The sequence below is a fragment of the Streptosporangium sp. NPDC000563 genome (assembly GCF_040299985.1).
Lineage (GTDB): Bacteria > Actinomycetota > Actinomycetes > Streptosporangiales > Streptosporangiaceae > Streptosporangium.
Map to the genome: position 1 here is coordinate 187,855 of NZ_JBEPDA010000008.1, position 19,193 is coordinate 207,047.

Consider the following 19,193-nt stretch of genomic DNA (forward strand, 5'->3'; position numbering starts at 1 on the left):
GGCCACACCGCCCTTCAGGTTGATCACGTTCGCATCACGTCCCCTGAACCACGCGCAGTGCGAGGGCCGGGCACATCTCGACGGCCCTGCGGGCCATCCGCCGGAACTGGGCGGGTACGGTGTCGCGGCTGAACACCGGGTAGCCGTGCTCGTCGAGGTGGACGAGGTCGGGGGCGAGTTGAGCGCACAGGCTGTGGCCCTGGCAGCGGGTCCAGTCCACGGTGAGCTTCACCTCCGGCTCGTTCTCCTGCGGGGGCAGGGGGAGCACACCGTGCACCGGGCGCCCGCAGCCGCCGCGCAGCAGGTGCTCCTCGATGTCCTCGGGGAAGGCGTCCAGCGCCGACAGTACGAACCTGGACGTTCCGTCGGGGTGGAAGCACGCTCCCCTGCCCTTCACGCTCGCGGACCTGCTCCGCAACTCGTCCAGGGCGGAGGCGGACCCGTTCACGAGCTCGGCCATCGACTGCGCGACGTCCGGGAGGCCGAGGCGGCAGGGGCCGCACTGCCCCGACGACTGGGCGGCGAGGTATCTCGCGACCCTGACCGTCTCGCCCAGCGGGCAGGTCTCCCCGCCGAGCGGCACGATGATCCCGGCGCCGAGCTGGCCGCCCGCCTCCGCGATGCCCTGACGGGAGACGGTCGCCACGGCCGCGGCGTCCGCGTGCAGCCACGCGCCGTGGTAGCCGCCGACCAGCACCCCGTCGCCGGTCGAGGCCTGGCAGGCGTCCAGGACCGCGTACAGCGGGGTGCCGGTCGCGACCTCGACCACGGCGGGGGCCTTGGCCGAGCCGCCCACGGTGAGCAGGACCGTCCCCGGCTCGCGTGCCGTGCCGACGTCGGCGTACCGTTCCGCGCCCAGGGTGGCGAGGACCGCGAGCTGGGCGTACGTCTCGGCGTTGGACAGCAGGGTGGGCAGCCCGTTCACGCCGCTCTCCACGGCCCGTACCTTGCGGCCGGGCGGCTCGCCGACCTGGCCGTTCACCGAACGGACCAGGGCGCCGCCCTCGCCGGAGATGAACCTCTCGACGATGCCGACCACCCGGACCCGGTCACTGATGCCCCGCTCCTCGACCGCGGCTGCCACGGACGACTGGCCCATGCCGCCCTCGACGGTCGCGATCACGACCTGTTTGGCGCCGATCGCGTCCGCCGCGAGGAGCGCGCCCTCGATGACCAGGTGGGGGGTCCTGGTGAGCAGCATCGTGTCCTTGCTGCTCGCGGGCTCGCCCTCGGCCGCGTTGACCAGGACGATCTTGTCGGCCTTCTTGTCCATCACCGCGCGGACCTTGCGGGCGAAGGGGAACGCGGCCCCGCCGCGCCCGCGCATGTCCACCTCGTCGGCGAGCGCCGCGAGCTCCTCACCGGACATGCTCGGCGCGGTGCCGTGCATGTCGCGGTGTTCCGCGAGGTCCATCCTGCGGCAGTCGTCGAGTCCGGCGGTCAGCCTGGCCGGCCCCAGCCGGCGAACGGGTGGGACACGGTAGGGAATCATCCGACATCTCCGATACGGCGAAGCTCCGGCTGCTCCTCACGGACGATGCGCGGGATGCGGCCGACGATGCTCGTGGGCGGGGTCAGGCTGGTGGGCGAGGTCGTCTCCATCCCGACCGGCGCTGCGACCGGCACCGCGGCGGGCACCGCCACCGGCGCCTCCTCGGGTACGAAGATCGGCTTGGGCTGCAGTTCGGAGATCACCCGGATCAGCAGGGCGGCTCCCACCGCGACCAGGCAGACCACGTAGCTCCAGGTCACCCACTCGGCGGGCGCGCGGCCCGCGGTCAGCCCGTGCAGGACCGCCATCGGCCACGCCAGGTAGGCGGAGCCGTGCAGCATGCGCCAGAGCCACGGCCTGCTGTTCTCCGCGAACCTGGCACGGGCCACCCCGGTGAGGAAGACGAGGATCATCAGGTCGGAGGCGATGGCGCCGAAGCCGACGTACAGGCCCTGGCCGCTCGCCGAGAGCGGGATCACGACGGAGGGGAGAGACGTCCTGCTTTCGATGATCTTCATCGTGACGTGGATGGCGAGGAAGCCCATGCCGGCCATGGCGGTGGCCCGGTGGGCGAGCTGCGACCGGATCCTGCCCAGGACGGGCAGCACGATCCGGTCGGCGGAGAGCAGGCCGAGCGCCACGGTCACGGTGAGCGACACGAGGGCGATCACGCCGGAGAAGAACGAGAAGACGCCGCGGACGGCGGCGGCCACCTCCATGCCGGGCGCCGTACGCCCGAGCATCAGGAGGCCGACCACGGAGACCGTGATCGTGACACCGAGGCCGATCCTGGCGGGCCTCTGGTCGAGGCTGATCCCGGCCTCGGACCGGGTGTGCCTCGGAGTCCGTCTGTTACCCACCTGTTGCTCCTGTCTGCGAAGCGGCTCGGACGACGGCTGCGTCCGAGGGGGATGGACTCTGATATCGCGAGATGCCGCCCCCCGTTTCCGCGGGGTGTGGAAGAGGCGCGGAGACGGGGAGCGGCGGTCCCGGGAGGGGTTCCGTCAGCAGCGACGGTTCCTGTTGATGCAGTCGACCGCGAACCTCATCAGCCGGTCGGGCATCACGTTGGCGAAGTCGGCGTGGTCGGTGACGGGGTTGTGCCGTTGCTCGGGGAAGGCGTCCAGCGCGAAGGACGCGGTGCGCGGTGTGGCGTAGAACAGGCTCATCCGCAGCTGTGGGATCGCCCTGGTGCCGGACGGGCAGGCGCCGTTCGCGTCGGGGAACACCACGTGCGTGCGGTGGTTGGCGCTGTCGTTGTTCTGGCCGTCCCAGCAGCTGGGGAAGTCCAGGATCCGGACGAGCAGGCTGCCGCGCGGGCAGAGCGGATACTTGGTGGTGATCCGGTTGGTGAACCCGGTGCAGGTCCACTTGGCGAGGGCGTTCGCGCCGCCGTTGGTGGCGGCCTTGGCGTCGCCGGTGAGCATCCTGATGAAGCGCGGCATCGGGCTCACCCTGGAGACCGGGTTCCCGCGGAACTGCAGGCTCACCTGGCGGGCCCGCATGATGGTGCCGACGTTGCCGTCCGGGTCGTTCGCGTTGGCGTCGCTCGTACGGTCGCGAAGGACCGGCCAGAAGTAGGTCGAGCGGTCGTTGAACGCGCACGTGGTGCCCGCGGCGGCCAGTGACTGGTCCGTGGAGAAGGCGTCGGTCGACAGGTTGCCGACGTAGTCGTGGATGTGGTGGGCGCCGTTGGACACGCCGGGGGCCACGATGAAGTTGTCGGAGTTGTGGTGGCCGTTCCTGTTCGTGCCGCACTGGGAGGTGAAGACGCCGCCGGAGCCGCCGCGCCGGGTCCGGACGTCCTGGAAGTTGCGCGGGACTCGCCGGATGTCGATGAAGTCCTCGGGGAACGGCCCGAGGTCGGCGCACTCGGCCTCCTCACCGCCGGGCGGGGGAGCGGAGGTCTCACCGGGTGCCGGGTTCGCGGGCGGGTCGGCGGGCGGGGCGTCGGTCGGCGGAGTGTCGGCGGGGTTCTGCGTGGGCGCCTGGTTCGGCCGGCGGCGGGCATTGGCGTCGCTGCCGTCGTTACCGTCGCCGCCCAGGGTCTGTGCCTCCTGGTCGGCGAACTCGTCGGGGGTGGCGGGGTCGGTGGGGGAGGCCGGGATGAGGCTTCCGCCCGCGGGAGGCGCGTCGGCGGGCTGGTCCTGAGGGAGCTGATCCTGAGCGGGCTGGTTCTGGGCCGGCTGGTCTTGAGCGGGCTGGTCCTGGGGGGGAGCGTCCTGTGGAAGTTGGTCCTGGGCCGGCTGGTCCTGCGGAGGGGCGTCCTGCGCGGGCTGGTTCTGGTTCTGGCCCTGATCCTGTTGGTTCTGATTCTGGTTCTGCTGCCCCTGGTCCTGCTGACTTCGCTGGTTCTGCCGGTTCTGGTTCTGTTGCTCGGCGGGGTCGCAGTGATCACCGTAGGCGGGGGTCGTGACCGCCACCGTGAACGTGACGGTGGTGAGCGTGCCGGCGGCCAGTACCAGCGCCGACAGGGAGGCCATCGAGCGTTTCATGATCTTCAAGCGATTTCTCTCCTCACAGGTGTGTCGAGAGCGGAGGCGGGCGGCGGCGGTGCGGGCATCGGAGGCTCGGGCAGGTCCGAGTAGTCGACCAGCCCGGTGCTCTCCAGCAGGGTCATGTGCTTCATGACCACCTCGACCGCCCGCTGGGCGAATGTCCTGACCAGGTCGTTGCGGGTGCCGGCTCGTACGCCGGCGACCACCCCGAAGACCTTTCCGTGGGCCTGCCGCAGCAGCCGGGCGAACAGGAGGTCGTACTCGGCGCCCGCCTTCACCGCCGTCAGCTGCGCCATCCAGGACTGCTGGTCGGCGTTGGCCTGGTCGGGCAGCGGCACGTTCAGTTTGGCCGCGAGGGCGCGGACCTCCTCGTCGAGCTTGAGGTGGTCGGTCATCAGGTGCATGCCGACCTCCTTCACCCGTTTGCTCGCCGCCCGCTGCTGGGCCTGCTGGCCGCTGGGAATCTCCCAGAGCCCGGCCAGGCGGACCTTGACCAGCAGGTCGCGATCGGCCGGACCCAGGGGGCCCTGAGGGGTCTGGACCCAGCTCTGATCGGCCAGTGCACCGCCGCCGGGAGGGGTGATCAGGACGACCGCCACGGCGGCGACCGCGATGAAGACCCCGAACAGCAGGGGTTCGCCGTTCTTGAAGCGGCGGAACAGTGATCTGAACATGGCCCGGCCCCGCTCTCAGATACCGGCCGCCACCGGGGCCTTCTCGGCGCCCGGCGCGGTGACGAACGTGCCGCCCGGCCCGTGAGGGGCCGGGTGCGTGAGGAGGAGGACAGTTCCGACCGGCCACGGGATGTGCCGCACCGCCATGTCGTTTCCTTTCCCCGGGGCCCGCCGATGCGGGCGCACTTGGTGGGAGGTACGCGGCACTGCCCGGGGTGGTTCAGCAGAAGTGATGAGATAGTTAGAAATGACTGGAGTTGCCAGAGATGCAGACGGGACGGATAACGAAGGTGTAAAGATGTGCCCGTGCGTCAACTCGACAGTCGGTTCGAGAGCGCGGACACCGATGTCCTCCTGGTAGAAGATCTGTACCGAGAGTTCGGTGTACCCCTGCTCCGCCATGTGCGTAAGGCCACCGGTAACGATCTGCAGTGGGCAGAGGACGTCGTCCAGGAGACGCTCGTCCGTGCCTGGCGTAACGCAGGGAGGTTGCAACGAGAGCCCGGCCTTCTGTGGGCCTGGCTCCTGACCGTCGCCCGTCGTATCGTCATCGACGGGCGCCGTAGACGAGGCACCCGACCACAGGAGGTCGAACCCGCCGACGCGAACGCCGTGCCCGTTCCCGACGGGGCCGATCGCGCGCTGGAGGCGATGGTCGTCGCCGAGGCGCTGCGAGAACTGTCCCCAGAACACCGTGAAGTCATCGAGCACACTTACCTGCGGGACCGTACGATTAACGAGGCGGCGGAAATCCTCGGGATACCGCCGGGTACGGTCAAGTCCCGGCTCTACTACGGGATCCGGGCTCTCCGAAAGGTCTTGAAGGAGAGAGGTGTCGCGAGCTGATGTTGCCCTCCCCGCATCATGACGTGGCGGCGTACGCGCTCGGGGTGCTCGACGAAGAGGATCACGAGACGTTCCAACGCCATCTCATGGCCTGCGAGGAGTGCCAGGTCGAGCTCCGGGAACTCGGCGAGGTTCCCGGATTTCTCGATGCGGTGAAGCGGGACCGCTCCAATGTCGTGGACGATGACCGCACGCCACATTGACGTTTAGCTGCTTTTGGGGTGATATCAGGAACGGTGGTACGTCCCGGTCAACGAGGATCGGGACAGACGGCCACTGGAGGTGTCGTGCCGCGGGCCATGCCCGATGGGCGGAGCGCGGGTCGGTCGACCCCGATCGCCGGGCGAGGCGTCCGGGGCGAGGCCAGACTCGCCCGGCTGCGCCGTAGCCCTTCCGAGGTGACCCTGTGGAATGATTGCCCCACCGCCACCTCGTGGGGAGAACCCGCCGTCTCCGACCAGGAGCCCTTCCGTTCCCCGTTGGCAGCGGCGAGAGACCGCGGTTCCCATGACGAGCCGTGGCGCCTGGCCGCGATCCCGATCACCCAACAAGAGACGATCACCCCGTGGTGGGCGTTTCGTGCCCCCGCTGCCGGGGAGCTGAATGTGGCCGGAAACGGGCGGCAGGGCGAGGGCACCACATCCCCGAGGGCGCGGGCGACATCACTTTCTCTCCGCCGGGCACCATTTCCGCGGAGCTTATGAGATTCCATCCTGGAGTCTCACCCAACCATGCAGAACCCCTCACAAAGGAGTGAGAGCGACATGCCGCTCGACGAGGCCAAGGACGAGCTGCTGAGGAGTGCCGCGGAGACATGCGCGCGCACACCGGGCAGTGATCACGTGAGCGTGGAGGAGGCGCTCGCCTTCCTACGGCTCTACTACCGGCATGTCGCCCCCGAGGACCTGCTCGGCCGCGACCTGGTCGACGTGTACGGCCCGGCGATGGTCCAGCGGCGGCTCGCCGAGCAACGCCCCCAGGGCCGCGCCCTGGTGCGCGCCTACACCCCCACCTCCGAGGAGCAGGGCTGGGCCCGCGGGTTCTCCGTCGTGGAGATCGTCACCGACGACATGCCCTTCCTCGTCGACTCGGTGACCATGGAGCTCAACCGGCACGGCGTCGGCACCCACCTGATCGTCCACCCGCAGATGCGCGTGCGCAGGGACATGACGGGCAAGCTGCTCGGCCGCGACGAGGAGGACGTCACCGGGCAGGTGCTCGCCGAGTCCTGGATGCACTTCGAGATCGACAGGCAGAACGACGAGGCCGCGCTCAAGGCGATCGAGACCGACCTGCAGCGCGTCCTGGAGGACGTGCGCGGCGCCGTCGAGGACTTCGCCAAGATGCGGGCGCTCGCCCTGCGGACCGCCGAGGACGTCTCCGTCAACCCGCCGCCCCTCGACCCTGCGGGGGTGGAGGACAGCCTGGAGCTGCTGCGCTGGCTCGCCGACGGGCACTTCACCTTCCTCGGCTACCGCGAGTACCGCCTGGAGGAGGGCGAGGAGGGCGACAGGCTGCACCCGATCCCCGGGACGGGGCTGGGCATCCTCCGCGGCGACAGCGCCGACTCGGGCAGCTTCGCCGCGCTCCCGCCCGACCTGCGCGCCAAGGCCCGCGAGAAGCAGCAGATGCTGATCGTCACCAAGGCCAACAGCCGCGCCACCGTCCACCGCTCCGCCTACCTCGACTACGTGGGCGTCAAGCTCTTCGACGCCTCGGGCGAGGTCGTCGGCGAGCGGCGTTTCCTCGGCCTCTTCACCCACGTGGCCTACAGCGAGTCGATCTCGCGCGTCCCGGTGCTCCGGCGCAAGCTGGCCGAGGTGCTCGTGCTCGCCGGGCTGACCGCCGACAGCCACGACGGCAAGGATCTCATCGAGATCCTGGAGACCTTCCCCAGGGACGAGCTCTTCCAGACCTCGGTGGATCAGCTGCTGCCGATCGCCCTCGGCGTGCTCAGGCTCCGCGAGCGCAAACAGGTCAAGGTCTTCCTGCGTCCGGACGACTACGGCCGCTACGTCTCGTGCCTGGTCTACCTGCCGCGCGACCGCTACACCACCAAGATCCGTATCAAGCTGCAGGACATCCTGCTCAGGACGCTCGGCGCCACCACCTTCGACTACAGCGCGATGATCGGAGAGTCGGCACTCGCCAGGCTGCACGTGGTCGTGCGCGGTGAGCGTGGCAGGCCGCTGCGCGTCGACACGGTGAACGTCGAGGAGCTGGAGGCGAGGCTCGCCGCGGCCACCAGGTCCTGGGAGGACGACCTGGCCTCCGCGATCACCGAGCTGTGCCCCGAGGGCGAGGTTTCCAAGCTCGTCCGCCGCTACGTCCAGGCGTTCCCCGAGGGCTACAAGGCCGACTTCCCGGCCCGGATGGCGGTCGCCGACCTGCGCCGCCTGGAGGATCTCGCCGCCTCCTCGGACGAGATCGAGATGAACCTCTACGAGCCGCACGACGCGACGGAGGGCGAGCGCCGCTTCAAGCTCTACCGCCTCGGCGCGCCGGTCTACCTCTCGCACGTGCTGCCGCTGCTCCAGCGGATGGGCGTGGAGGTGGTCGACGAACGGCCGTACGAGGTCGACCGCGACGGGGATCCGGCGACCAAGGACGCCTGGATCTACGACTTCGGCCTGCGCTACACGCCCTCGCCCGAGGTCGACAGGGATGAGTTCAAGCGGCTCTTCCAGGACGCGTTCGGCGCATTATGGGCAGGGCGGGTGGAGAACGACGGGTTCAACGGCCTCGTCCTGGCCGCCGGGCTCACCTGGGAGCAGGTCGAGATCCTGCGCGTGTACGCCAGGTATCTGCGCCAGGCGGGCACCGCGTTCAGCCAGGAGTACATCGAGCGGGTGCTGACGGGCAACGTGCGGCTCGCCCGGCTGCTGGTGCGCCTGTTCGAGGCGAGGCTGAACCCGCGGCGCCCGGCCGAGGTCCGCTCCGACCTGTCCGAGGCGCTGCGCGAGGAGATCCTCGCGGCCCTGGACGACGTGGCCTCGCTGGACGAGGACCGGATCCTGCGGGCCTACCTGGAGATGATCGGGGCCACCCTGCGGACCAACTACTTCCAGCGGGTCGACGGCGAGCGCAAGCCGTACATCAGCCTGAAGCTCGACTCGCCGTCGATCAGCGTGCTGCCGCTGCCCCGGCCCGCGTACGAGGTGTTCGTCTACTCGCCCAGGGTCGAGGGCGTGCACCTGCGCTTCGGCAAGGTCGCGCGGGGCGGGCTGCGCTGGTCGGACCGGATGGAGGACTTCCGTACGGAGGTGCTCGGGCTGGTGAAGGCGCAGATGGTGAAAAACACCGTCATCGTCCCCACCGGCTCCAAGGGTGGCTTCGTCGTGAAAAATCCGCCGAAGTCGGGGTCGCGGGAGGACACCCTGGTCGAGGGCATCGCCTGCTACCGGATGTTCATCTCCGGCCTGCTCGACCTCACCGACAACCTCGTCGACGGCGAGGTGGTCCCGCCCGCCGACGTCGTCAGGCACGACGGCGACGACACCTACCTGGTGGTCGCCGCCGACAAGGGCACCGCGACGTTCTCCGACATCGCCAACGCGGTGGCCAAGGAGTACGGCTTCTGGCTGGGCGACGCCTTCGCCTCCGGCGGCTCGATCGGCTACGACCACAAGGCGATGGGCATCACCGCGAGGGGCGCCTGGGAGTCGGTCAAGTACCACTTCCGCACGACCGGCGTCGACATCCAGAACACCGACTTCACCGTCGCCGGAATCGGCGACATGTCCGGTGACGTGTTCGGCAACGGCATGCTGCTCTCCCGGCACATCCGGCTGGTCGCCGCGTTCGACCACCGGCACATCTTCGTCGACCCCCGGCCCGACGTCGCGGTGAGCTACGCCGAGCGCGCCCGGCTCTTCGCGCTGCCCCGCAGTTCCTGGGAGGACTACGACGCCTCGCTCATCTCCGCGGGAGGCGGCGTCTGGCCCCGCACGGCCAAGTCGATCCCCGTCTCCGCGCAGACGCGCGCCGCGCTCGGCATCGACGCCGACGTGACGTCGCTCGCCCCGGCCGACCTGATCAGCGCCATCCTGCGGGCCCCGGTCGACCTGCTGTGGAACGGCGGCATCGGCACCTACGTCAGGGCGTCGAGCGAGTCCAACGCCGACGTCGGCGACAAGGCCAACGACGGCCTGCGGGTCACCGCCGGCGAACTGCGCTGCAAGGTGATCGGCGAGGGCGGCAACCTGGGCTTCACCCAGCTCGCCCGGATAGAGTTCGCGCTCAACGGCGGCCTGGTCAACACCGACTTCATCGACAACTCCGCCGGGGTGGACACCTCCGACCACGAGGTCAACATCAAGATCCTGCTGGACCGGGCCGTCCGCGACGGGGAGCTCACCGACAAACAGCGTAACCAGCTCTTCCTCGACATGACCGACGAGGTGGCCGAGCTCGTCCTGCGCGACAACTACGACCAGAACGTGGTGCTCGCCGCCGCCCGCGAGCAGGCCCCCGACATGCTGCACGTCCACTCGCGTCAGCTGCGCAGGCTGGAGCGGGCCGGGCTGCTCAACCGGGAGCTGGAGTTCCTGCCGTCGGACAAGATGCTCGCCGAGCGGCGTCAGGCCAGGCTCGGGCTGACCGCGCCGGAGTTCTCCGTGCTGCTCGCCTACACCAAGCTGGTGACCGACGCCGAGATCCTCGCCTCCGACCTGCCCGACGACCCCTACCTCGCCTCCTGGCTGGTGTCCTACTTCCCCTCCGCGCTGCGCGACGCCCGGATCCGCACCTACATGGACACCCACCCGCTGCGCAGGGAGATCATCACCACCGGGGTGGTGAACGACCTGGTCAACTCCAGCGGGACCACCTTCCTGTTCCGCATCGGCGAGGAGAGCGGCGCGTCCACCCCCGACATCGCCCGCGCCTACCTGGTCACGCGCGAGGTCTTCGACATGCCCAACCTCTGGCGCCAGATCGAGGAGCTGGACAACAAGGTCGACACCCCCACCCAGATCGCGATGGAGCTGGAGGCCCGCAAGCTCGTCGAGCGGGGTACCCGCTGGTTGCTGGGCAACCGGCGCCCGCCGCTGGACCTCGCCTCCACCGTCGGCTTCTTCGCCAAGGGGATGAACGGCCTGCTGCCGCACCTGCCCAAGCTGCTGACCGGGGTCGACCTGTCCGCGTTCGAGGAGCGGCGCGACGGCTTCGTCTCCCGGGGCGTCCCGGCCGAGCTGGCCGAGCGCGTCGCGGCGATGGTGCCCGCCTACTCCACGTTCGACCTGGTCGAGGTGGCCGCACGCACCGGCCGTCCCGTGCACGACGTCGCCGAGGTCTACTTCGACCTCGCCGACCGGCTCCAGCTCTCCAGGCTGCGCGAGCGCGTCGTCGCGCTGCCCAGGGACAGCCGCTGGAACTCCATGGCGCGGGCCGCACTCCGTGACGACCTCTACGCCGCGCACGCCGCGCTCACCCACGGCGTCCTGACGCACAGCACCCCCGGACTGTCGCCGGAGGAGCGGCTGGCACGCTGGACCGAGGCGAACTCGGCGGCGGTCTCGCGGGCGCGGCAGACCCTGTCGGAGATCTGGGAGAGCGACAACTTCGACCTCGCGACCCTCTCGGTGGCACTGCGCGCGATCCGCACGCTGGTGGCCACCATCAACCTCCCGCACACCGGCGCCTGACCCGCCCGACGCCCGGCCGGGCCTCCTTTCATCGGGGTCCGGTCGGGCGGCGCGCCACACGGTAGGCGCGTCGCCCGGTATGACGGGTCCGGTTTCCCGCGGCACGGGCCGGTGCGCGGCCGGTCCGGGCCCGCGGGCTCCGTACGAACTCGGTGAACCTCGCACGGCTCGCGCGGGAGGGGGAACCTAGCTCACGATGACCTTGGTGAGACCGCCGAGATAGCCGATCACCTTGGCCGCGTGGCCGCTGTCCTTGGCCGGGACCGTGCTCACGTACAGCTGCGTCTCCACCGTGCGCAGCTCCTTGAGGATGAACCGCTCCTTCGTCAGCTTCCTGGCCTCGGGTGGGATACGGGTGTCCGACCCGCACGGGGTGACCTTGATCGACCGTGTCGTCGTCCTGATGAGGGAGTACAGGACGAGAGCGCCCCCGTCGGCGGTGCGCAGCGCGTGAACCGGGTAGTCGCTCGCCGCGAAGATCGAGTCGTAGCCCAGGCAGTTGTTCTTCTCCTCCGCGCGCCTCCTGGTGATCTCGTCGGCGAGCCCCGTGGTGTGCGGGCCCTCCTCGATCAGCCCCGTCGCGAACCCCCGCTCGCCCTCCTCCGCCGAGGTCGCGTGCAGCGGGGCCATCAGGCGCGGGCTGATCGCCACCGTCGCGTCCTCCTCGCCCAGCGCCGTCGCGTACCCCTCGGTGTCCGTGACGACCTCCGGGGGCCGGACGCCCTCGTCGAGCAGGGAGGTCGAGCTGACCCGCCAGTCCTCACCGCCCTGCCGCATCAGGGTGAGCACGGCGGTGCGCACCTCGCCCGAGGACTCCTCGCGGTCCACGAACGCGGCGAACCAGAGCGGACCCTGCTGGTTGCGCGGGACGAGCAGCCGGGGAGTGCCCCACGTGTAGTGGGGAATGTCCTCGGCGGAGCCGCTGAAGGCCGCGATGGTGAGGGCCTCCTGCCCGTCGCGGGTCTGCTCCAGCATGAGCCTGCGGTCGGCGTCCAGGTGCGGCGTCGCCGCTCCCAGCACCCCGTCGGCGCCCACGACGCCCGCGAGAGCCCTCTTCGCCTCGGCGAGCGTGACCGGGGGCGGCGAGGGGGTGGCCGTGGGGCGGGCGGTCGGCGTGACGGCGTCGGCCGAAGGGCTCCGCTCGGGCCGGCCGTCGCCGGAACCCGAACACGCCGCGGTCGCGGTGATCAACGCCAGCGCGAGTGCGAGCACACCCCGTCGCCCGTTTTCGCGCACGTACACCTCCCGATACTCCCCGATGCGGGCCATGCTAGCCATGGTGGGGGAGCCTGCCGTACACGATGGGGTTCGGAGGTCGCGTACCCTTTACAGACGTGGCACTCATCGATCCGGCAGAACAGATCAACGAGCTTACCGGGACGCTGAACAGCATCCAGGACGTGCTCGACCTTGGCGCGATGCGCAAGCAGATCGAGGAGCTGGAGGATCAGGCCGCCGCCCCCGACCTGTGGAACGACCAGGAACGCGCGCAGAAGGTCACCAGCAGGCTCTCCTATCTCCAGGGCGAGATCAACAGGATCGAGTCGCTGGAGCAGCGGCTGGACGACCTCTCCGTCCTGTACGAACTCGCCGCCGACGAGGGAGACGACGACACGCGGGAGGAGGCCGACCGCGAGCTGGAGTCCCTGCGGGGCGACATCGGCGCCCTGGAGGTCCGCACCCTCCTGTCCGGGGAGTACGACGCCCGCGAGGCGGTCGTCACGATCCAGTCACAGGCGGGCGGTGTGGACGCGGCCGACTGGGCCCAGATGCTCCAGCGGATGTACCTACGGTGGGCCGAGCGCAAGGGCTACCCGACCGACATCTACGAGACCTCCTACGCGGAGGAGGCGGGCATCAAGTCGACGACCTTCACCGTCAAGGCCCCCTACGCGTACGGCACGCTACGCGGCGAGCACGGCACCCACCGGCTGGTCCGCATCAGCCCGTTCGACAACCAGGGGCGCAGGCAGACCTCGTTCGCGGGCGTCGACGTGGTGCCGGTCGTCGAGACGACCGACCACATCGACATCAACGAGGACGACCTGCGCGTCGACGTCTACCGCTCCTCGGGTCCCGGCGGCCAGGGCGTCAACACGACCGACTCCGCGGTCCGCCTCACCCACCTGCCCACGGGCATCGTGGTCTCCTGTCAGAACGAGCGCTCGCAGCTGCAGAACAAGGCGACCGCGATGGCGGTCCTGCAGGCCAAGCTGCTGGAGCGCAAGCGCCAGGAGGAGAAGGCGGCGCTGAACGAGATCCGGGGCGAGTCGACCACGTCGTGGGGCACCCAGATCCGTAACTACGTGCTCCACCCGTACCAGATCGTGAAGGACCTGCGGACGGGCGCCGAGGACGGCAACCCGGGCGGGGTGCTCGACGGCGACCTGGACGGCTTCATCGAGGCCGAGATCCGCTGGACCCGCCGCCAGGAGTCGGGCGCCGACGACTAGGACGTCCTTCTCCCGTCCCTGGGAGCCGGACACGGGCGGAACCCTCGTCCCGGGGAATGGACGAGCGGGAACGGCTGCTCGCCGACATCCGGGGCCCTCGTTTCCGAAGGATGAATGCCCGCGGGAACTCCCGGTGAGCCGGGAGTCGGCGGAAAGACCGTGTTCCGGCCCCGGGCATGTCGGAGTCCTCACTCACGGGCGCCGCTGAGCGCCCGTGAGGCGGGTTTTCCGTGCGAGACGGGAACAACCGCCTCGAAAGGGCGTGTCAGGCGCCGCTGAGGTGCTTCAGGGCCAGGGTGAGGAAGAAGAGCGCGATCAGCGCCAGCGACAGGAGTGCGGGGGTCATCCCCCCGAAGGTGTGCTGGTGCATCCGCTCGCGATACGCGCGGCAGCGGGGGCAGCGGCCTTCGGCCACGGGGTGGGCGCACCCCGCGCAGACCAGGTCTTCACAGCTCATGATGTCCTCCCTCGTCGAGGTCAGAACTACTTTATGCGGTCGTTACCGGGCGCCGAATCGTTTTGTTTCCGTTATGGGCTTTCCATGTCAGTCTTCCCCCTAGACTGGGCTCCGGCCAACCGGAACGTCGATCGAGAGCAAAGACCGGCGCCCCCCGGCCGGCGAGAGGCGGAAGTGGCCCTCTGCCACTCCTGCGACCGTCCTAACCCCTAGACTGGCATGCCGTGATGCGCCCGTGATCCATTTTGATAATGTCACCAAGGTCTACGCGAACCAGAACCGGCCCGCGCTGGACCACGTCAGCGTCGATGTCGACAAGGGCGAGTTCGTGTTCCTCGTCGGCCCCTCGGGGTCCGGGAAGTCGACCTTTCTCCGCCTGGTCCTGAAGGAGGAGCGCCCGAACTCGGGCGCGATCCACGTGGCCGGCAAGGACCTCGCCCGACTGTCCAACTTCAAGATTCCACACCTGCGCCGCCGGATCGGATGTGTCTTCCAGGACTTCCGGCTGCTCCCGAACAAGAACGTGTACGAGAACGTCGCGTTCGCCCTGGAGGTCATCGGCAAGCCCCGGCGTTTCATCCGTAAGGTGGTCCCGGAGGTCGTCGAGCTCGTCGGCCTTGAGGGCAAGGCACACCGGATGCCCGACGAGTTGTCCGGTGGCGAGCAGCAGCGGGTCGCGATGGCCCGCGCGTTCGTCAACCGGCCGATGATCCTGCTGGCCGACGAGCCGACCGGAAACATCGACCCCGCGACGAGCATCGGCATCATGAAGGTGCTCGACCGGATCAACCGGACCGGCACCACGGTCGTCATGGCCACGCACGACGCGGCCATCGTCGACTCCATGCGCAAGCGGGTGGTGGAACTGGAGGACGGCAAGATCGTCCGTGACCAGTCGCGAGGCGTGTACGGCCAGGCGTACTGACACCAGGACCGGATAGAGCGACAGGAAGAGCATGCGGGCAAACTTCATCTTCTCCGAGGTCTGGATCGGCCTCCGCCGCAACCTCACGATGACCATCGCGGTCATCGTGACCGTGGCGATCGGCATGGCGTTGCTGGGCGTCGGTCTGATGATCAACTCCCAGATCTCCAGCATGAAGGACTTCTGGGCGGACAAGGTCGAGGTCTCGGTCTTCCTGTGCAAGAAGGACGACCCCTTCCCGCAGTGCAAGGGCAGCGGTGGCGTGAACGCCCAGGAGCGGGCCGCGCTGAAGGGGGACATCGAGGCCATGCCCCAGGTCGAGAAGGTCGACGTGGAGGACGCGGCCCAGGCCTACAAGAACTTCCGGGCACAGAACGCCAACAACACCGTGCTGCTCTCCGCCATCCAGGTCGAGGACATGCCCGAGTCGCTGCGGGTCAAGCTCAAGGACCCCGACGCCTACGCGGCGGTGATCGAGGCGGTCAAGGGTGCCCCCGGGGTCTCCAACGTGGTGAACCAGCGGGAGTTGCTGGAGAAGTTCTTCGGGCTGCTGGAGAAGCTCCGCTGGGCGGCCCTGGTGGTGGCGATCATCCTGGTCTTCGCGGCCACGCTGCTGATCGGCAACACCGTGCGGCTCTCGGCGTACAACCGCAGGCGTGAGACCGGCATCATGCGGCTGGTGGGGGCCTCCAACCTCTACATCCAGCTGCCCTTCGTGATGGAGGGCGTCATCGCCGGTCTGATCGGCGGTGTGATGGCCGCGATACTGCTGATCATCAGCAAGGTCTTCCTCTTCGACGGGGTGCAGCTCTACCTCTCTCCCAACAGCCAGCTGTCCTGGGAGACGGTCGCCTCGGTGATCAGTATCACCATGATCTTCGGCGTGCTCATCTGTGTTCTGGCGTCCTTCGTCACGCTCCGCCGCTACCTGCGGGTGTGACGCTCCCGTGTCCTCGTACGCCCCGCGGGCGTGGCGCGTCCGTACGTCGCTCAGGGCCTCGCCCGCGCTCGCGGGCGCGGCCCGACACTCCGGTCACCGGTAGGCTCCAGACATGCCACGTGAGACCGGGCGGAAGGTAATCGCTCAGAACAAGCGTGCCTGGCACGACTACCACATCGAGGACACCTACGAGGCCGGCCTCGTGCTCCAGGGCACCGAGGTCAAGTCGCTGCGGCTCGGCCGTGCCTCCCTCCTCGACGGGTACGCCGTCATCAAGGACGGCGAGGCCTGGCTGATCAACGTCCACATTCCCGAATACACCATGGGGACCTGGACCAACCACGCCGCGCGCCGAACCCGCAAGCTCCTGCTCCACCGCAAGGAGATCGACAAGCTGGTCTCCAAGACCAAGGAGGGCGGGCTCACCCTGGTGCCGCTCGCCATCTACTTCAAGGACGGCAGGGCCAAGATAGAGATCGGCCTCGCCAAGGGAAAGAAAGACTGGGACAAGCGGCAGACGCTGGCCGAGAACCAGGCCAAGCGGGAGATGGCGCGCGCGCTCAGGCACAGGAACAGGTGATCGTGAGGGGCAAGGCCCGGCGAGCCACCGCCGCGGCGCTCGCGCTGGCGGTGACGACTCCCATGTTGTCCGCGTGCTTCGAGGAGCCCTCGGCTCACGAGGCGGTGCGCGACTTCCTGATCGGCTGGCAGACGGGCGACTACGCCGCCGCGGCCAGGCGCACGGACGGCGACGAGAAGGTGGTGAGCCGGGCGCTGGAGGACGCCAAGCTCCAGCTCGACGCGGCCTCGTTCCGTTTCGACGTCACGAGCATGCGGCGCGCGGCGGACGAGGTCGAGGCCGACTTCGACGCCGAGGTCGACCTGGGGGAGAACAACCCCCTGTGGGAGTACGAGGGCGTGCTGCCGCTCCACCTGGTCGACGGCCGGTGGAAGGTGCGCTGGTCGCCCAGCGTCCTGCACCCCCAGCTGCGCGAGGGGGAGCGGTTCGCCGTGAAGGTCACCCCCGAGGGGCGTCAGCCGATCCTCGACCGCAATGGTGACCCGCTGCAGGAGAAGGCAGTCCTGCACGTGGCGAGTGTGGTCCCGGCCACCCTGAAGAGCGGTCAGGCGGACGAGCTCTGCGCGAAGCTCTCCAAGATCACAGGCTTTCCCCAGGACCGCCTGCTGAGCCGGATCCGCTCCGCGCCGCCCAACCTCCAGGTCCCCCTGGTCACCTTCGGCCGTACGAAGTTCGGGCAGTTGCGCGCGCAGCTGGAGGCGATCCCCGGGATCACCCTCTCCGCGCAGGAGCAGGCGGTCGCCCCCGCCTCGCCCACCCAGATCGTCGGCACCGTCACCGCGGTCACCCCGGAGAGCGAGCAGCAGCTCGGCGGCCCGCAGCGGGCCGGGGACACGGTCGGCAGGGCCGGTCTGCAGAAGGCGTACCAGGAGCATCTGACCGGTTCGACCGACACACGTGTGATCATCGTCGATCTCAAGACGCTCAAGGTGACCGAGCTCAAGAAGTGGCGGCCCGACCGCTCCACCTCGTCCGTGCAGACCACGCTCGACCGTTCCCACCAGAAGGCGGCCGACAGCGCGCTGCTCGGCGGCGGGGCTCCCGGCATGCTGGTCGCGGTCCAGGCCTCGACCGGCGACATCCTGGCGGTGTCCAGCACCGAGCAGTACGACCAGGAGAAGCACGCCCTCGCGGGGAGGTTCCCCGCGGGGACCGCTTTCTCGATCATGACCGTCGGGGGCATGCTCAAGGCGAAGATCGACCCCAAGCAGAAGATGGCCTGCCCGGCAGACAGGTCCGTCGGGGGGGCCGCGTTCCACCAGGAGGGCGCGCCCGCGGGGAGCTCGCCGAGTATCCAGGCCAACTTCGCCACCGGCTGCGTGACCGCGCTCGCCGCGCTGGCCCGCAGGATCGACGGCGCGGAGCTGGCGGCCGACGCCGCGAAGTTCGGCATCGGGGCGCCGTGGACGCTCCCGCTGAGGTCGTTCAGCGGTTCCATGAAACCGCTGAGGAACGACGCGGCCACGGCCAAGGCGATCGCCGGGCAGAACGTCCTGGTCAGCCCGCTGTCCATGGCGCTGGTCGCGGGAGCCGTCTCCTCGGGCACCTGGCGCCCGCCGGTCCTGGTCACCGAGCCCGAGGTCGCCGACTCCACACCCGACGCCAAGCCGTCCAAGGCGCCGGACCCGGTCAAGCTGGACGACAAGACGGTCGAGACCCTCCGCACCTTCATGCGCAGTGGAGTGACGGTGGGCTCCGCGCGTGCCGCCGCGGCACCCGGCGACCCCGTCCACGGCATCACCGCCGTCGCCTCGCAGAAACGCAAGCCGCTCGCCTGGTTCGTGGGGTGGCAGGGGGACGTCGCCGTCGCGGTGCTGACGCAGAGCTCGGACGCCACGGCCGGGGCGGCCGTCGCGGGGAGGTTCTTCCAGGGGCTTCACGCGGGGTTGTGACGTTCCGCACTGTTTTTTTCACCCTGAGCAACCATGGGGTGTCTTGTTTGCGTCCTTCTAAGTGACCGGGCTCCGCTTGGGGGGTTGCGGACCCGGTCGCAATGATGGGACAGGGCTTCATCTCGGGGGAAGCCCTGCCGTCAGGACCGGCTCGACCCTGCCGGTCGACCCCGGGGGCGCTCGCGATTCGCGGGTGTCCCCGGGGTTTCGGCGTTGGGGGCTCCGCTGGTTCACGCAGGCGCCGCGCGGGAATTCGATTCGCGTCGGCCGTGTTGTAGGAGGTATCTTCGGATGGCTCGACCCCACGGGGTCGCGTTGAAAACTCAACAGGGGGTGACTGGTTTCGACTTTGGCTTTTCAAGCCAGGTGAAGCGGGTCGAGGACTGCGGACATAACCTCGTTAACACTGTGACCGCGACCAACAAGTGCCAATAAGACGCACTCCGAAGTCAGCCAGGGCAACCTGGCACTCGCCGCCTAAGCAGCGAGTGACTTCTGCCGGCCCGGGAGCGCCTCCGGCCCGGATCCGGCATCGCTAGGAGGCTCAACCGATCGACCCGGCCACGGGGAAGATCGGGAAATCTTACAGTGGCTGAGCCCGTCGGCGACTTGCCTGCGTGATTGCCGGGGCTGAGAAAAGCACAGCAGGCTGCACCCGGAGAAGCCCTGTCTTGGAGTTGAAGGACGCGGGTTCGATTCCCGCCACCTCCACCCCCGTTCCGCGCCGACCGCGCGGAACAGATCGCCGAAGGGCGGTCGAGTCGGCTCAGTGCCGCCTCGGCCGCCCTTCG

Annotated in this window: 15 protein-coding genes and 1 other RNA gene; 9 read left to right on the plus strand and 7 right to left on the minus strand. The window is 69.3% G+C overall.

The features are described 5' to 3' along the window. Positions 1-34 precede the first annotated feature (34 nt). The 5 genes from ABT352_RS20875 to ABT352_RS20895 all read right to left on the minus strand — a co-directional run bounded on the left by ABT352_RS20875 (position 35) and on the right by ABT352_RS20895 (position 4,811). A complete protein-coding gene (locus ABT352_RS20875) occupies positions 35-1,492 on the minus strand; it encodes an NADH-ubiquinone oxidoreductase-F iron-sulfur binding region domain-containing protein (RefSeq protein ID WP_350946521.1) in 1,458 nt (485 codons plus the stop codon). After that, positions 1,489-2,352, minus strand: a complete 864-nt coding sequence (locus tag ABT352_RS20880) for a ferric reductase-like transmembrane domain-containing protein (protein WP_350946522.1) — start codon at positions 2,350-2,352, stop codon at positions 1,489-1,491. Before ABT352_RS20880 ends, ABT352_RS20875 begins: the two co-directional genes overlap by 4 nt. A 144-nt stretch (positions 2,353-2,496) precedes the next feature. Continuing rightward, a complete protein-coding gene (locus ABT352_RS20885) occupies positions 2,497-3,987 on the minus strand; it encodes a DUF1996 domain-containing protein (RefSeq protein WP_350946619.1) in 1,491 nt (496 codons plus the stop codon). Positions 3,988-3,992: 5 nt separating this feature from the next. Next, positions 3,993-4,664, minus strand: coding sequence for a DUF4142 domain-containing protein (locus ABT352_RS20890; RefSeq protein ID WP_350946523.1), 672 nt, complete (start codon positions 4,662-4,664; stop codon positions 3,993-3,995). 15 nt (positions 4,665-4,679) lie between these two features. Beyond that, complete coding sequence (locus tag ABT352_RS20895; RefSeq protein ID WP_350946524.1) at positions 4,680-4,811, minus strand: hypothetical protein; 132 nt, start codon at positions 4,809-4,811, stop codon at positions 4,680-4,682. Positions 4,812-4,970: 159 nt separating this feature from the next. Here ABT352_RS20895 and ABT352_RS20900 point away from each other — a divergent pair, with 159 nt between their 5' ends. The 3 genes from ABT352_RS20900 to ABT352_RS20910 all read left to right on the plus strand — a co-directional run bounded on the left by ABT352_RS20900 (position 4,971) and on the right by ABT352_RS20910 (position 11,155). After that, on the plus strand, positions 4,971-5,510 hold the full coding sequence (locus tag ABT352_RS20900) for a sigma-70 family RNA polymerase sigma factor (protein ID WP_350946525.1): 540 nt from the start codon (positions 4,971-4,973) through the stop codon (positions 5,508-5,510). After that, the gene (locus tag ABT352_RS20905) at positions 5,510-5,713 is read left to right on the plus strand and encodes a zf-HC2 domain-containing protein (protein WP_350946526.1); all 204 of its coding nucleotides are present in this window, start codon (positions 5,510-5,512) and stop codon (positions 5,711-5,713) included. The genes ABT352_RS20900 and ABT352_RS20905 overlap by 1 nt, the downstream gene beginning before the upstream one ends. 561 nt (positions 5,714-6,274) lie before the next feature. Continuing rightward, positions 6,275-11,155, plus strand: a complete 4,881-nt coding sequence (locus ABT352_RS20910) for an NAD-glutamate dehydrogenase (protein WP_350946527.1) — start codon at positions 6,275-6,277, stop codon at positions 11,153-11,155. Positions 11,156-11,341: 186 nt separating this feature from the next. Here ABT352_RS20910 and ABT352_RS20915 read toward each other — a convergent pair whose 3' ends face one another. Continuing rightward, the gene (locus tag ABT352_RS20915) at positions 11,342-12,424 is read right to left on the minus strand and encodes a DUF8094 domain-containing protein (protein ID WP_350946528.1); all 1,083 of its coding nucleotides are present in this window, start codon (positions 12,422-12,424) and stop codon (positions 11,342-11,344) included. A gap of 65 nt (positions 12,425-12,489) precedes the next feature. Here ABT352_RS20915 and prfB point away from each other — a divergent pair, with 65 nt between their 5' ends. After that, positions 12,490-13,608 carry a peptide chain release factor 2 gene (gene prfB / locus ABT352_RS20920; protein ID WP_350946529.1) on the plus strand — a complete coding sequence of 373 codons (1,119 nt, stop codon included), beginning with the start codon at positions 12,490-12,492 and terminating at the stop codon, positions 13,606-13,608. A gap of 265 nt (positions 13,609-13,873) precedes the next feature. Here the strand turns inward: prfB and ABT352_RS20925 are convergent, their stop codons facing one another. Beyond that, positions 13,874-14,065: a hypothetical protein gene (locus ABT352_RS20925; protein WP_350946530.1), complete on the minus strand. Its 192-nt coding sequence runs from the start codon at positions 14,063-14,065 to the stop codon at positions 13,874-13,876. Between the two features lie 235 nt (positions 14,066-14,300). On the opposite strand from ABT352_RS20925, the gene ftsE reads away from it, so the two are divergent. The 5 genes from ftsE (at position 14,301) to ssrA (ending at position 19,116) form a co-directional block, all read left to right on the plus strand. Continuing rightward, positions 14,301-14,990 carry a cell division ATP-binding protein FtsE gene (gene ftsE / locus ABT352_RS20930; RefSeq protein ID WP_012888192.1) on the plus strand — a complete coding sequence of 230 codons (690 nt, stop codon included), beginning with the start codon at positions 14,301-14,303 and terminating at the stop codon, positions 14,988-14,990. A 31-nt stretch (positions 14,991-15,021) separates the two neighbouring features. Continuing rightward, entirely contained in the window at positions 15,022-15,930 is a 909-nt protein-coding gene (ftsX, locus tag ABT352_RS20935; protein ID WP_350946531.1) for a permease-like cell division protein FtsX, read from the plus strand. Between the two features lie 112 nt (positions 15,931-16,042). Continuing rightward, positions 16,043-16,510, plus strand: coding sequence for an SsrA-binding protein SmpB (gene smpB, locus ABT352_RS20940; protein ID WP_344922291.1), 468 nt, complete (start codon positions 16,043-16,045; stop codon positions 16,508-16,510). A 2-nt stretch (positions 16,511-16,512) separates the two neighbouring features. Continuing rightward, positions 16,513-18,402 (plus strand): penicillin-binding transpeptidase domain-containing protein, encoded by a 1,890-nt coding sequence (locus tag ABT352_RS20945; RefSeq protein ID WP_350946532.1) that lies wholly within the window; start codon positions 16,513-16,515, stop codon positions 18,400-18,402. Between the two features lie 329 nt (positions 18,403-18,731). After that, positions 18,732-19,116, plus strand: a transfer-messenger RNA (tmRNA) gene (gene ssrA / locus ABT352_RS20950). Positions 19,117-19,193 lie beyond the last annotated feature (77 nt).